12 protein-coding genes are annotated in these 14,393 nt (G+C 46.6%); 6 read left to right on the forward strand and 6 right to left on the reverse strand.

Translation table 11 applies throughout. The features are described 5' to 3' along the window. The 3 genes from B9T16_RS10655 to B9T16_RS10665 form a co-directional block, all read right to left on the reverse strand. Window positions 1–2,354, reverse strand: a 2,354-nt coding sequence (locus B9T16_RS10655) for a type I restriction-modification system subunit M (protein ID WP_410244738.1), incomplete at its 3' end; no start/stop codon positions are given. Between the two features lie 53 nt (window positions 2,355–2,407). Beyond that, window positions 2,408–3,304: a 2-carboxy-1,4-naphthoquinone phytyltransferase gene (gene menA / locus B9T16_RS10660; protein ID WP_410244739.1), complete on the reverse strand. Its 897-nt coding sequence runs from the start codon at window positions 3,302–3,304 to the stop codon at window positions 2,408–2,410. A 16-nt stretch (window positions 3,305–3,320) separates the two neighbouring features. Continuing rightward, the gene (locus B9T16_RS10665) at window positions 3,321–4,700 is read right to left on the reverse strand and encodes a cytochrome P450 (RefSeq protein ID WP_410244740.1); all 1,380 of its coding nucleotides are present in this window, start codon (window positions 4,698–4,700) and stop codon (window positions 3,321–3,323) included. A gap of 26 nt (window positions 4,701–4,726) precedes the next feature. Between B9T16_RS10665 and B9T16_RS10670 the strand changes: the two genes are divergently transcribed. The 3 genes from B9T16_RS10670 (at window position 4,727) to thiL (ending at window position 7,517) form a co-directional block, all read left to right on the forward strand. Next, window positions 4,727–4,855: a hypothetical protein gene (locus B9T16_RS10670; RefSeq protein WP_410244741.1), complete on the forward strand. Its 129-nt coding sequence runs from the start codon at window positions 4,727–4,729 to the stop codon at window positions 4,853–4,855. A 164-nt stretch (window positions 4,856–5,019) separates the two neighbouring features. Beyond that, a complete protein-coding gene (locus B9T16_RS10675) occupies window positions 5,020–6,495 on the forward strand; it encodes an isochorismate synthase MenF (RefSeq protein WP_410244756.1) in 1,476 nt (491 codons plus the stop codon). Between the two features lie 29 nt (window positions 6,496–6,524). After that, window positions 6,525–7,517, forward strand: a complete 993-nt coding sequence (gene thiL, locus B9T16_RS10680) for a thiamine-phosphate kinase (protein ID WP_410244742.1) — start codon at window positions 6,525–6,527, stop codon at window positions 7,515–7,517. A gap of 28 nt (window positions 7,518–7,545) precedes the next feature. On the opposite strand, the gene B9T16_RS10685 is transcribed toward thiL, so the two are convergent. Further along, the gene (locus tag B9T16_RS10685; RefSeq protein ID WP_014274525.1) at window positions 7,546–8,559 is read right to left on the reverse strand and encodes a type I glyceraldehyde-3-phosphate dehydrogenase; all 1,014 of its coding nucleotides are present in this window, start codon (window positions 8,557–8,559) and stop codon (window positions 7,546–7,548) included. A gap of 618 nt (window positions 8,560–9,177) precedes the next feature. Between B9T16_RS10685 and murC the strand changes: the two genes are divergently transcribed. From murC to B9T16_RS10700, 3 genes are all read left to right on the forward strand, one after another. After that, entirely contained in the window at window positions 9,178–10,767 is a 1,590-nt protein-coding gene (gene murC / locus B9T16_RS10690; RefSeq protein WP_006619929.1) for a UDP-N-acetylmuramate--L-alanine ligase, read from the forward strand. Window positions 10,768–10,834: 67 nt separating this feature from the next. After that, entirely contained in the window at window positions 10,835–11,797 is a 963-nt protein-coding gene (gene murB / locus B9T16_RS10695) for a UDP-N-acetylmuramate dehydrogenase (protein WP_014274524.1), read from the forward strand. Window positions 11,798–11,932: 135 nt separating this feature from the next. After that, window positions 11,933–12,286: a YbaB/EbfC family nucleoid-associated protein gene (locus tag B9T16_RS10700; protein ID WP_410244743.1), complete on the forward strand. Its 354-nt coding sequence runs from the start codon at window positions 11,933–11,935 to the stop codon at window positions 12,284–12,286. Between the two features lie 49 nt (window positions 12,287–12,335). Here B9T16_RS10700 and B9T16_RS10705 read toward each other — a convergent pair whose 3' ends face one another. Further along, the gene (locus tag B9T16_RS10705) at window positions 12,336–13,706 is read right to left on the reverse strand and encodes an aminopeptidase P family protein (RefSeq protein ID WP_410244744.1); all 1,371 of its coding nucleotides are present in this window, start codon (window positions 13,704–13,706) and stop codon (window positions 12,336–12,338) included. A gap of 18 nt (window positions 13,707–13,724) precedes the next feature. After that, window positions 13,725–14,327: a GNAT family N-acetyltransferase gene (locus tag B9T16_RS10710; protein WP_410244745.1), complete on the reverse strand. Its 603-nt coding sequence runs from the start codon at window positions 14,325–14,327 to the stop codon at window positions 13,725–13,727. Between the last annotated feature and the right edge of the window lie 66 nt (window positions 14,328–14,393).

A 14,393-nucleotide genomic window follows, 5' to 3' on the forward strand; every position in this document is an offset into this window, starting at 1 on the left:
ATTACCAAGGTTTTAATCTCCTCCTCCCTTAACTTAGGATACTTGGCAAACACTAACCTATCCAGTGCCTCCTGAGCCGCTTTAATCGCCTTTTTTAACTCCGCTTCCCGGTCAAATAACCCTAAACATTCCTCACAAATTGCCAACTGTTGCCTCTCCTCTTCTGACCCATCAAAAAGCGGCAACCCTTTCAACCCCTTAATCAACTTGGTTAAATTCCCCTTAGTCACCTTCCCCCCATCCGTTTGGGCATCCGTTAACGCCCCATCTTCCCCCGTGTTTTCCTCAATTAACCCCTCCAACTCCTGCGTTACCCCATCACAATCGGCTTGTAAATCATCAATCTGCCCCTGTTTCTCGGCAAAATACCGCGCCACCAACAAACTGGGGGGAATCAAATCGGCCTTATATTTTTTCTTCCCTATCACCAAGTCCGGCGTTTCCGTCAACTTCTGCCCCTTGGACACCACCAACTCCCTTAAAACCTTCCCCCCTTCCCAGCCATCTTGTGCCAGCAAATAGACATCATCCTGCATGGTTTCCCCCCAATAACCCATCAAAAGCTGATAGATGTTATAGTTATCCAGCAAGTCCGCCGCCGCCAACCGCCCCAGCAAATCCTCCGATAACTCCCCAATCAACTCCTTGGGTTTGTCCCCTATGGCGATATTTTCCAACCTCGCCCGGTGATGGTCGCGCCATTGATGATATAGCGCCAGAGTCCGACTCACAAACTCAACGGCTTCGGGATGGTTTTTAATTGATAATTGATATAGCGGTTCCCGGATTGGTGAGGTACTTTTTAAAGCCCCTCTCCCTTCTGGGAGAGGGGTTTGGGGTGAGGGCTTTACCTCATGAGTCTGAGAATCGCTATAATTGGTAATTGATAACTGAAAATAACCGGGGCGGGTTTCGGTGAATAAGTCCGCTTTTAGGGTGGGGAATACCTGCCAATAATGACCGAGGGCATCGATGTCTCCCTGGGGAATGCCGCCGTTGATGTGGGCGTTGAGGTCGTGGAGGTCTTCGGGTTCGCTAGAATCGATATATCTGGGAATATTTAAGTTATAGTCATTGGCAGCGATTTCCTCCAGACTGACCAGGCGACTATAGCGGGGAATTTCTAGCTGATTATTGAACACATCGACGATTTTATGGATGTCCTGACTGCGGAGGCGGTTTTTATTGCCATCTTTGATAAATCCCTTGCTGGCATCTATCATAAATAAGCCGTCACGAGTAGCAGCTTCCGCTTTATCCAAGACAATAATACAGGCGGGGATACCCGTGCCATAAAACAGGTTAGGGGGTAAGCCGATAATGCCTTTAATATAGCCCTGGGTAACTAGATTTTGCCGAATGGTTGCCTCGGCATTCCCCCGAAATAACACGCCGTGGGGGAGAATTACGGCCGCTTTTCCGGTGCTTTTTAGGGATTTGAGAATATGCAGCAAAAAAGCATAGTCGCCATTTTTCGCGGGGGGAACCCCATACCCAAAGCGGTTAAATTCATCTCTGGCGGTATCGACTCCATTACTCCAAGATTTGTAAGAGAATGGGGGGTTAGCTACGGCAAAATCAAACCGCTTCAGACTGCCATCTTTTTCCTTCCAATAAGGTGCGGCGAGGGTGTTATCTTTCCAAATTTCCGCCGTAGGATGGTTGTGCATAAACATATTCATCCGCGCCAGGGAATAGGTGGCGTTATCCATTTCCTGCCCATATATGCTTAATCCGTTGGGGGCTTCGTCTGCGACTTTTAGCAATAGAGAACCTGACCCACAAGTGGGGTCGTAAACGGTGGCATCTTGGCGGGTTTCTGGGGGAATTGCTAACACTTTGGCGACGACGCGAGACACTTCGGCGGGGGTGTAAAATTGTCCTTTGCTTTTGCCGGACTCGGTGGCAAAATTCCGCATCAAATACTCATAGGCATCTCCCAGCAAATCATCGCCGTCGGCGCGGTTGGCGCTTAAATTAATGCCCTCGAAAATACCGACCAACCGGGAGAGGCGGTCAACCATTTCCTTGCCTTTGCCCAGTTTATCCTCGTCATTAAAATCGGCAATATCAATCACGCCTTTAAGGTCATTTTCGGCGGCGAGGTTGTCGATAACTTTGTTAATTTTATCGCCGATTTCTTTATCACCTTTCAGCTTCACCAAGTCGCTAAAGGCAGCCCCTTGGGGAACAATAATCAGGGGGTTGGGTTTCCCGGCATATTTATCAGAAACGTATTTAAGGAATAGCAGGGTAAGAACATAATCCTTATACTGGGAGGCATCCATTCCCCCCCGGAGTTCGTCACAACCTGCCCACAGGGAACTATATAGTTGGGTTTTTTTAACAGCCATTGACGTGCCTATAATCTACTTGTGGTGGGAGCCAGAAACTGGGTTTATTCACCCTAAATGATAAACCCTAAGCCCAATAATAAACAACTCCAAAAGTGAACGGAAACGGCGATGAATTTGCAGTTACTAACCTGTTGGGGTTGATTATGATATTGTAGGACATGGCGGCATAATTGAATGGCTGGGAAGACTCCGACAAAACTTAATAGGGTCCAAGCTGGGAAAAATCCGCCAACAACTGCGATGAGAGTTAATCCGAAAATACTACCACAAAACCAGGGTAAAATTTGCGCGCCGCGTTGGGTCCCTAAGCGGACAATGGGCGATCGCTTTCCGGCGGCGATATCATCTTCTACTTGGTGAAAATGGGAACAAAATAATATTAAGGTGGTGGCTATTCCGACTATAACAGAGGCGGCTAAATTGACTATTGACCAGGTTTGGGTTTGACTATAATAAACGGCGGACATTCCTACGGGTCCGAAGGCAAAAAAGCAGAGAAATTCCCCCAAGCCTTGATAACCGAGACGGAAAGGGGGCCCCTGGTAAAGATACCCTAAAAAACAGGAGAGGATAATTAACCCGAAAATGGTTAAATCTTGCTGCCACCAACAGATTAAGATAATTTGGGCGATCGCCACCACGAGGCAAATATTACCAATAGTTAAAATCAGGGCTTTATTGCCGGTTAAATTGACCAGAGAGTGATGTTTATTTTTATCAATACCAGTCTCGGAATCAAAGACATCATTAAGTAGGTTCTCCCAAGCTAAGATGAAAATAGCGGCGGTTAGGAACGCCATAAACACGCCCCAATTTATCAAACCAGTTTCCGACTTGGCGAGGGCAGTTCCGACCCAAATAGGCATAATAGCGACGCTGTACATGGGTGGCTTAATGGCAGCTACCCACAGCTTAGAATTAGAATCAGCAATCAGTTTGGTAGTCATTATTTAAATATGTGGCTTAAACAACGGAGGGAATGAGGGAGGGTCGGATATTTTCAACAATTAGTTTAAAGTTATCCGAAGGCACAATGGTAATTCCCCGGCGCACGGGACGCACAGGACCTAAATCAGCTAGGGAAAATTGGCAACGGCTGAGGACAGTCGCTAGGATGATTTTAATCTCAAATAGAGATAATGCCATGCCGATACAACTACGAGAACCGCCACCAAAGGGGAAGTATTCATAGGGGGAAAATCGACGTTCTAAAAATCTTTCGGGTCGAAATTTTTCGGGTTCTGGGTAGGTTTGCGATCGCCTATGGGCTAGGTGAATGCAGGGGACTAGGACGGTGCCAGGTTGAAAGCGATCGCCGCCAATAGTCACAGACTCACGCACCACACGAGGCTGAGAAATTAAGGCAATAGGGTGAAGACGCAAAGCCTCCCGACAAACTGCTGTTAAATAGGGAAGTTGCACCGCCTCCGCCGGGTCGCTATCACTTCCGAGGGTCTGCAATTCGGCGACCAGTTGATCTCTAATGTGGGGGAATTTATGAATCCAATAAAATACCCAAGCAGTGGCTGAGGCGGTGGTATCATAACCTAGGAGCAATAGGGTAATAATCTGATCGCGCAATTCCTGATCACTCATACCCTCGCCGTTTTCATCCCTCGCGGAAATTAGCAAAGATAGGACATCTTCCCCTGTGGCTTCCCGGCGGCGATCGCCTATGGCAGTATAAATCAGATCATCAATTTGTTGTCGCTGTCGGAGAAATTTGCCCCAGGGACTCGCCGCACCGAGATCCTTTTGTAAAGCCGGCCAAAAAAACTGTAGGGAGTTGAGGGGGGAATTTACCCACTCTAAATAGGTTTCTAGGGTCTGTTGCAGTTGGTTCATCAGATAACCGGGACCCAACCCCAAAACTACCTGTAAAATGGTTTGTAGGGACATTCGGGCGGTATACTTGCGGATAGAGATACAATCACCAACAGACCAGTTTTCGGTCACGGAGTCGGCAATATTGGCGATCGCCTCACCATAGCGGGGTAGTTGCTTCCCGTGTAGGGGTGGCATTAACAACTGTCTCAGGCGTTGATGTTCCGATCCATCTTTAGCAATTAAAGACTGTGGCCCGGTCAGGGGCTCAAATACATGGGTAATGCGTCCTAACTCCAATTGATCAGCCGGACACAGACCCTCAGACCCGGCAAAAATTGCCTCGATCGCCTGTGGATGACTAAAAAAAACCACCGGCGGCGAATTATTGCCTAAAACCCGCAAAGTAAAGCGATCGCCATATTTATCGGCACAGTTTTCTAGGTATTTGGGAGGATCAATAACAAGCTGCAAAATTTGCAGGGGGGACATTAATCTAGGGCCATCAGGCAGTTTCATGAGTCTAGTCAAATGCAGCCAATTCAGTGGGTGGGTCAATTCATAATACCATCGCCTTATCACCCTCTGACCCTCTCCTAGGGCCGGATTTGTTAAGGTTTATTACCGCAGACAACCCAGAGGCGATCGCTAATATTGCCTTTTCTAAAGCCTAATGGCATAATTCCCGAACTGATTTTTCCCAATTGTCGGCTAGGTCAAGCTTMCCAAGTCTTGAACCAATATCAGTCAGTGTTGTATATTGCTCTAATAACTGACCTTCTGGGCGCAAAGGCTGTTTTCTTGGTAACATCCCTATATTGATATGTTATTCTATTCTATGCTGGCTGTACCTCCTCCCCAATTGCTTTGGCAAGACCGCCGGGAACTGCATCGCTTTCTGTGTGAGTGCCAGCAAAATTGTCTTGTCAATTCTGAGCCTCAAATTATTAGTATTGTTCGGGAAATTGATGCCGTTGACCCTCTCCGGTTTCTGGAAGCATTCTTAACAGAGGATAAGCCACATTTTTACTTTGAAAAAGCTCAGTCAAAACAGGCGATCGTCGGCTGGGATGCTGCCGTCAAATTAACTATTAACAACGGGGAAAGATTTGCCAAATCTCAGGAGTTTATCGATGGTTGGTTTCGCCGGACAATTATCGCCGGGTCTGAGTCGGATTTGACCGCCCCAGCTTTTTGTTGTAGTTTCACGTTTTTTCAAGACAATTATCAATCTAATTCGGAGCATTATTATCTCAGGAATTACCCGAATGTAGATAACTATCATTCCCAGCCAGTCTTTCCCGCCGCCACTCTATTTTTACCATCAATCCTACTCTATCAAAAAGGCGATYGCTATAGTTTACTAATCAATACTTTGGTCGACAAAAATTCAGATATTGACGCTGTAACTCTGTCTATATCGGCAAAAATTGACACAGTTAATAATCTGACAAATGGCAGCATTCCAGCAGAAATAACCAACACTTTACACCCCCGAACCATTTGGATAAATCCACAAGTAGGAGATTTTCATAAGTCAGTATCGGCGAATTTGCAGTTAATTGATACGGGAAAACTCAGTAAAGTTGTGCTATCCCAAGCCTTTGATATTTGCTCAGAGCGACCATTTCGGCTCATCAATTCCCTGGCAAATTTGCGATCGCTTTATCCCGACTGCTACATTTTTTCCACCGGAAACAGCCAAGGCCAAAACTTTATAGGTGCGAGTCCAGAGCGCCTAATTACAGTCAATCAAGGTAATTGTAGCACCGATGCGCTGGCAGGTTCTGCCCCCCGTGGTGAAACGGAAACGGAAGATGCAGAAATTGCTCACCGCCTCCTATCAAGTGATAAAAACCTACGGGAACATCAAGCCGTAGTCGATTTTATCATAGAACGTCTATTACATTTAGGCTTGACCCCTTCGCCTTCGCCAAAACCCAGGCTAATGCAATTATCCAATATTCAACACCTGTGGACTCCCATAACTTCCCCCATATCCCCCAATATTCACCTATTAGATATATTGGCGAAACTACACCCGACCCCCGCCGCCGCCGGGACTCCCTGCGAAATAGCGATCGCTCAAATTAGGCAATACGAAACCTTTGACCGGTCCTTATATGCTGCTCCTTTGGGTTGGGTAGACTATCACGGTAATGGGGAATTTATCGTAGGTATTCGTTCCGCTTTGATAGACTGCGATCGAGCTAGACTGTTCGCTGGAGCCGGAATAGTCGCCGGGTCTGAACCTGAGCAAGAATTAGCCGAAATTCAACTGAAACTACAAGCCCTGTTGAGAGCATTAGTATAACACAAAAATAGCTAAATTGACTGCTAATTATGGAAATTCGAGATCTGGGTGAACAGGGGTTATTAGCAATGGTTAAAAGGTTTTGTCCCCTAGAAGTAGTGGGGGATGATGGGGCCGTGGTGACTCCGGTTGCTGATCAGTCTGTGGTGGTGACAACTGATATGTTAGTCGAAGGCTGCCATTTTAGCGATCGCACTACCCCCCCCACCGCAGTGGGATGGAGATCCGTAGCCGCTAATTTGTCAGATCTGGCAGCCATGGGAGCCTCTCCCCTAGGAATTACCGTAGCTTTGGGGTTAAGGGGGGAAACATCATCTAACTGGGTACAACAGTTATATGAGGGGATGGCTCAATGTTTAGACCAATTCCAAACCCCAATTATTGGCGGCGATATTTGTCGCTCCCCTATCAATACCATCTCAATTACTGCTATTGGTACAGTTTCGCCCCAACGAATCATTAAGCGATCGACAGCCCAACCGGAATGGGCGATCGTCGTCAGCGGCGCTCATGGTCACTCCCGGGCGGGGTTAGAATTGCTGCTCAATGATGATTTAGGTGCATCCCTATCAGAAACCGAAAAGCGATCGCTTCAACAGGATCATCAGTATCCGCAACCGCGACTAGATATATTACCAACCCTACAAAAGCTATGGGATAGCGATCGCCACCTAATTATTGCTGGTATGGACAGCAGCGACGGTTTAGCTGATGCGATCGTGCAGATCAGCCAAGCCAGCGGAGTAGGAGCTAGAATAGAAGCCCAAAAACTGCCCCATTCTAACTCCCTTTTCCAACTAGCCCCAGCAGAGACCATCCTTGATTGGGTACTCTATGGCGGCGAGGATTTTGAGTTAGTTTTATGTCTACCATGCGATCGTGCCCAACAACTGATCAAACACATCCCAGGAAGTGCCATCATTGGTGTCACTACAACAGAGACTCAAACCATCCTACTTACAGGTACGCACCCTAACTCAGAAATTATCCTGACTCAAAAACAGGGATTTCAGCACTTTTAACCAGAACCAAAATCCCCCCTGAGCGCCCTTACCAGTGTTTAGCCACAATCTCAGCCAAGTCTACAACCCGTTGGCTGTATCCCCACTCGTTGTCATACCAGGCTACAACTTTAACCAAGTCGCCACCCATAACCATTGTCAAACTAGCATCAACAATAGAAGAAGCATTATTGCCGCGATAGTCACTAGAAACCAGAGGCAGATCGCTATAAGCCAGAACCCCTTTCATCCGTCCTTCTGCCGCTTCTTGGAGAGCTTTATTGACTTCTTCGGTGAAAGTGGTTTTCTCCACCTGAGCCACAAAGTCCACCACGGAAACGTTAGGGGTGGGAACCCGCATAGCAATCCCATTCAGCTTACCTTTCAGCTCAGGAATTACCAAAGCCACAGCCTGAGCCGCACCTGTAGAGGTAGGAACAATATTCAGAGCCGCAGCCCGCGCCCGTCGGACATCTCGGTGACTAGCATCTAACAAACGCTGGTCGCCAGTGTAACTGTGGGTAGTGGTCATCGTTCCTTTGATGATCCCGAAATTATCTTGCAACACCTTGACCACAGGGGCTAAACAGTTAGTAGTACAACTGGCATTACTGACAATAACATGGGCATTGGGATCATAGTTATGGTCATTGACACCAACTACATAGGTTCCAATATTACTACCTTTCCCAGGGGCAGTAATCAGAACCCTTTTCGCACCAGCAGATAAATGCTTTGATGCTCCCTCTTCGGTAACAAATACCCCTGTCGCTTCAATGATCAGATCGATACCCCATTCACTCCAAGGGAGGTTAAGAGGATTACGGTCAGAAACGCACTTAATCGTCTTACCATTGACAATCAGGGAGTTCTCATCAGCCTTGATATCGGCATCATGCAAAGTCCCCAACATTGAGTCATACTTCAGCAAATGAGCATTGATCTTGGGGTCGGAAGTGTCATTGATAGCCGTAACTTCCAGATTAGTATTTTCCCCTCTGGTCAGCCAACAACGCAGAAAGTTACGTCCGATCCTGCCAAAACCGTTGATTGCGACTTTCATCACCTTGTTTCTCCTAACGATAGTATTGCCCAACTAAGGCTTACGCCTTCTATAACGTGAGTTTATCTTGACCCCAATCATACCCTAAAGGCTGACCTCTTCTGAAGTTTAGGTATCGAAACTTTTGGTTTGATGTCCCTGGTCAGTTAACAGCAAATCGTCCATTCCCCTAGATCCCCGCTGGTACAGACAAAATTGCTGATCTGGGTGTGCTATTGTGCCTTCCCTCATAGTTAGGGGGGATTCTGGTTACGGGTGCGATCGGCTATGATTAGGGGCGCATACTTAGGATAATAAGCCTCAGTAATCACATCTAAGGAGGACATGATGACCCCAAATGCCCTGGGGTGAAGCTATGGCAGGTGTTGAGTCTTATATGGCATCCGCCCCGGTTGGTCTTGATCTAAACTTAATTTTATGTAGATAGCATCCGGTTATTTCCGATTTTGGGGAGTATGTAGTATACAAATACCATACAGCCTTCTGCCGCCATCGGAGCGATCGCCTTTTAATCTTGTAATTGCCATACTTTGCTATGGTTGAATTTCCAACAAGCGGCAATTATTGATATGATAATCGCCTGTTGCAGGTGTGGTGTGGTGTCTCGAGGAATAGTTAATGCCTAATACTGTCGATTTTAATGGCAGGCCATTTCATTTCATTGGCATTGGTGGCATAGGAATGTCAGCCCTTGCCCATATTTTAGCCGAGCGAAATTTGCCTGTTTTTGGGTCAGATCTCCAAAATAGCCATATCACAGAGCGATTGCAAGCCATGGGGGCTCATATTTTTGGGAGCCAAGATGCCAGCAACTTGGACATTTTTAAAACCCCCAAGCATAATTGGCAGTCAATGGCTTCTGTGGCATCGGGGAACATCTCGTCAGAGAAAGCACCATTACCCATAGAATCATCTATTTCCAGCGCTGAGTTAGGACAGCAACTTCCGCAAGTTATTTGTTCAACAGCTATCCATCCCGAAAATGCCGAATATAAAGTCGCCTTAGAGTTAGGCTGTCCGATTTTTCATAGATCAGACCTACTGGCGGCTTTGATGGCTGAGTACCAAAGTATTGCCGTGGCAGGGACTCATGGTAAAACTACAACCAGCAGCTTGATTGCTTTTCTATTGCTAAAAGCTGGTTTGGACCCGACAATTCTGGTGGGTGGAGAGGTGAGTGCTTGGGAAGGAAATGCCCGCGTAGGACATGGCCCTTATTTGGTGGCAGAAGCTGATGAGTCTGATGGTTCCCTGGTTAAACTAGGAGCCTATATCGGGATTGTGACTAATATTGAACTTGATCATCCTGACCACTACAAAAACCTTGATCAACTGATCTCGACCTTTAAGATTTTTGCCAATCAATGTGAGACTATTGTGGGGTGTGTTGACTGCCCAATAGTTCGAGATTACCTTAAACCCACCATTAGCTATAGCATTAACCCAGAGTTGGATGCCGACTATACTGTTGATGCTGTTCAATATCTTGCTGATGGTGTCATCGCTCAGGTTTATGAGCGAGGCGAGGCGATCGGTCTGCTAAAGTTACAATTGCTGGGATCCCATAATCTCAGTAATGCCTTGGCTGCTGTAGCTGTGGGTCGATTACTCAATTGGGAATTTTCTGTGATTGCTCAGGCGATCGCTGAATTTCCTGGGACTAAACGACGCTTTGAATATCGAGGGAATTATGGGGGTATTCAATTTGTTGATGATTATGCCCACCACCCTAGCGAAATTCGAGTCACACTAGCTGCTGCTAGGGGTCGGCTTCAAAATTCGAGTGGTCTTAGCTCTACTTTCTCGGAAACAGCCATCACCCCTATCCACCCCGGCTCGGAAATTAAACGAGTGGTCGCCATTTTTCAACCCCACCGTTACAGTCGCACCGAAACCCTCCTCGAGGATTTCGCTCAGTGCTTTGGTGATGCAGATTTAGTTATGCTCACTGAGATCTATAGCGCCGGAGAAGCCAATCCGGGCAGGATTAATGGTCAACAATTGGCTGCGCGTATTGCTGAAAATCATCCCCATGTTGATTACCAGCCTTCCCTAGATGCCGTGAAAACTCGCTTGTTTCAACTGCTGAAACCAGGGGATTTGGTCCTGTTTTTGGGTGCTGGTAACCTGAATCGAGTAATTCCAGAGGTCATGGCATTCTTTCAATCCGATGGCAATTCTGGCATCCATCCCACTGTTGGTGTGTAACTGGATATTAACTCATGTAATGTGCTGATTAAATTACAGGCATTTCTCATTAAATAAGTATTTGATTATGGTCATGACTGTTTCCTCTGGCTCTCTAGGTCAAGTGAACGGAAAACCGGAACGCTCCATCACCCTCCTGGGTAATGACTGTTTGATCCGGTCGAAAGTTTCCCTCGCCTCTTTAACCTCATTTCGGGTGGGAGGCCCAGCCGACTGGTATACTGCACCTCAAAGATTAGATCAGTTACTAGCCTGTTTGGAATGGGCTAATTCTGAAGAGCTACCTATTACTTTATTAGGCGGCGGTTCCAATCTTTTGGTGAGCGATCGAGGTTTGCGGGGTTTGGTGATTGGTACTCGTTATCTGCGACATACTCACTTTGACCAGGAAACTGGACAGCTTACGGTGGGTTCGGGTGCTTCTTTACCCCGCTTGGCTTGGAAAGCTGCTCGCATGGGTTGGCGTGGCTTAGAATGGGCGGTGGGAATTCCGGGAACTGTGGGAGGAGCAGTGGTTATGAATGCTGGCGCTCATAGTTCTTGTACCGCAGATATTTTAATTAATACCCATATCCTGGAACGTTCGGGAACTCTCCATGTCTTACCCCCTCAAAAGTTGGGCTATCGCTATCGTACCTCTAATTTACAAGGGGGCTCGCGCTTAGTTACTCAAGCCACATTCCAGTTACAGCCAGGTTATGACCCACAACAGGTTATGGCTGAGACTACAGAACATTTCCAACAGCGACGGCTATCCCAACCCTATCATTTACCTAGTTGTGGTAGTGTGTTTCGTAACCCTGGACCCCATAAGGCGGGTTGGCTAATTGAACAAACGGGATTAAAAGGTTATCAAATTGGCGGGGCTCAAGTAGCTGAACGCCATGCTAACTTTATCTTGAATTGCGGCTCGGCTACCGCTAGTGATATCTTTCAACTGATACACCATGTTCAAGAGCGAGTTCAGCATCAGTGGTACTGTTTGTTAGAGCCAGAGGTGAGAATCCTCGGAGAGTTCAAAGTCTGTTAGGCTGAGAATTTTGACTGCGTGAAGCCAGTTTGATTCGCCATGATTGTTCCTAGATCAAGACTTCTGGTACAATTTGGGGTTAAGCTAGGTCTTATGGAAAACTCAGAGCGTCCATGACGCAAGGGAAAATTAGTTATGACACAAGGAAAAGGATTCGCTCGTGATGGCTTCGGCCTCGGTAAAATGAAGGAACTAGCCGAGGCTTTTAAAAAAGCCCAGGCGGTTCAGGAAGGGGCGAAAAGACTTCAGGAAGATTTGGATGAACTGGAAGTCCTCGGAGAAGCGGGTGGTGGCCTGGTGAAGGTTTATCTGAGTGGGAACCAACAACCTCGCCGGGTAGAAGTATCTCCTGATTTGCTGGGAGAGGATCCTGATGTAGTCTCTGATCTAATCTTAACTGCCATGAAGGAAGCCTATAATAATTCCACCTCTATTATGCGGGAACGCATGGAAGAGTTGACTGGTGGGTTGAACCTACCCGGTCTATAAATTATCTATCCCCTTTAAGTGGTGGCTAAGTGAGGCTTTAGAGTCTCACTTATTTTGTGATTTGATGTCTTTGACTGGGTAAGGCTGCGGTTAAAACTTCCCAGCCGCTGTCGGTAACTAATACATCATCCTCAATGCGAATGCCACGGACATCGGCAAATTTTTCGAGTTGTTCCCAATTGACGATATCTCGATAGGTTTGGCGATTTTTGGGGTTATTTAAAATGGCGGGAACTTGATAAAAACCTGGTTCGATGGTGACTAGCATTCCGGGGGCTAGGGGTCTATTTAAACGCAGAAAACCTAGACCAAAGCGATCGCTTCTTTTGCGCCCAGGAGCATATCCGGCTAAGTCTCCTAGGTCTTCCATATCATGAACGTCTAACCCTAATAAATGACCGATACCATGGGGGAAAAATAGGGCGTGGGCATCCTTTTCGACTAATTCTGTTACCTGTCCTCGTAAAATCCCTAAGTCTACTAATCCCTCGGTGATAACGGCCGTGGCTAATAAATGAATATCCCTATATTCTACGCCGGGTTTGACCTGCTCAATACAAGCATCATGGGCGGCTAATACTACATCATATATATCGGCTTGGGTAGGGGAAAAAGTGCCGGAAACTGGCCAGGTGCGGGTGACATCTCCAGCCCATCCCCCAGGGGTTTCTGCGCCGACATCTGCTAATAATAAATCACCGGATTTCAGGGGATTATGGTATAATTCGTTATGCAATACCTGACCCTCTGTGGTCACTATACTATTATAAGAACAGGTCATATTATGGGCGATGATGACGGCTTCCATGGCTGCCCTAATATCACTTTCTTGGCTGGCTGTGGGGGTGGCTAAAATTCCGGCTTGGTGGGCTTTGACGGTGACGGCGGCGGCTTTTTTGAGTTCGGATAAGGCAGCAGGATCATGGCATAAACGCAGGTTAATAATGGCTTTGATGAGGGCTAAATCTTGACCGGTGGCGGCGACTGGAGCGATTACAGGGCGCTTTAAAATGCGTTCCATTTCGCCAATGGTGGCTAGGTCTTGGACTCTGACGGTGGCAGCATTCTGGGTTTTTAGGGTTAACTCAGATTTAGGAAAAGCGGAGTTGGCACCGATAATTTCAGCGAGGCGATCGCGTGAGGGACTGTCACCATGCCATAGGGCGCTATCTGGGTCTGGGTTATCCATAAATAGGGTAAGTTTTCCACCTTCTAAATGGATGACTGTATCGACTAAAGATAGACCGGCAAAATATAAGAAATGGCTACTGGCGCGGAAGGGATAAATATGGGCGGGAAAATTACGCGATCGCACACCACCAGACCATAACAGGACGGGAAAATCTACCAGTTGTGCTAGTTTTTGGCGACGCTGATATAAGGTATTAGCCAGACCTTCAGAAGGGTTAGGAAGTCGCATAATTAGGGGTTAATTTATTTAGATAGTTAAGTCACAACTCATTAAAATATAACTGAGGCGATCGCTTATTTGTGGGTGGGGAGGAATTACCAGATTTTGGACTTCTCGGAACCCATTTTTTTGATATAAACGAATCGCGGTCAAGTTATCGGATTGAGTAACTAAACTCAAAGTAGAATATCCTGACTCCCAGGCTTTTTGCTTAGTTCGCCAGAGTAATGATGTGCCGATACCTTGCTGTTGATATGGTGACTTAACCGCCAAAATATTCAGAAACCAACTCCCCTCAACTTTGGCGTTATTAAAAGCCTGAATAATAGCCAAAGATTCAGGTTGAAATAGCCCTTGCATCTCTTCGGTGATGATATCCAGATTAGCCGGATAGCTGTTAGCCATGCCAATAATGCGACCATGACTATAGGCAACCTCAATGTTTTGAGAAGATAAAACAGAAGTTTCTGACTGAATCATTCTGGCTAGTATTTGTTCAACGGTTAATTGTTGATGAAGAGGCTGGAGTAAAAAATCCATCATCTCCCCGGCAGCCAGTCTGATGAGTGGTGCAATTTCTAGGACATCCCTAGGATTAGCAGCGCGGTAACTAACATTGAATACATCCATTAAGATTAAGGGATTTATGGTTAATTAATCAATAGCAATAACCCTATCTGATACAAGCACAAATTA

The organism is Arthrospira sp. PCC 8006, assembly GCF_046480465.1.
Lineage (GTDB): Bacteria > Cyanobacteriota > Cyanobacteriia > Cyanobacteriales > Microcoleaceae > Limnospira > Limnospira platensis.

Excerpts from the sequence above, each read along its gene's own strand:
- B9T16_RS10705 (WP_410244744.1), bottom strand. The coding sequence starts at position 13,706 with ATGCGACTTCCTAACCCTTCTGAAGGTCTGGCTAATACCTTATATCAG.
- B9T16_RS10700 (WP_410244743.1), top strand. The coding sequence starts at position 11,933 with ATGACACAAGGAAAAGGATTCGCTCGTGATGGCTTCGGCCTCGGTAAA.
- B9T16_RS10685 (WP_014274525.1), bottom strand. The coding sequence starts at position 8,559 with ATGAAAGTCGCAATCAACGGTTTTGGCAGGATCGGACGTAACTTTCTG.
- menA (WP_410244739.1), bottom strand. The coding sequence starts at position 3,304 with ATGACTACCAAACTGATTGCTGATTCTAATTCTAAGCTGTGGGTAGCT.
- B9T16_RS10710 (WP_410244745.1), bottom strand. The coding sequence starts at position 14,327 with ATGGATGTATTCAATGTTAGTTACCGCGCTGCTAATCCTAGGGATGTC.
- B9T16_RS10665 (WP_410244740.1), bottom strand. The coding sequence starts at position 4,700 with ATGAAACTGCCTGATGGCCCTAGATTAATGTCCCCCCTGCAAATTTTG.
- murC (WP_006619929.1), top strand. The coding sequence starts at position 9,178 with ATGCCTAATACTGTCGATTTTAATGGCAGGCCATTTCATTTCATTGGC.
- thiL (WP_410244742.1), top strand. The coding sequence starts at position 6,525 with ATGGAAATTCGAGATCTGGGTGAACAGGGGTTATTAGCAATGGTTAAA.
- murB (WP_014274524.1), top strand. The coding sequence starts at position 10,835 with ATGGTCATGACTGTTTCCTCTGGCTCTCTAGGTCAAGTGAACGGAAAA.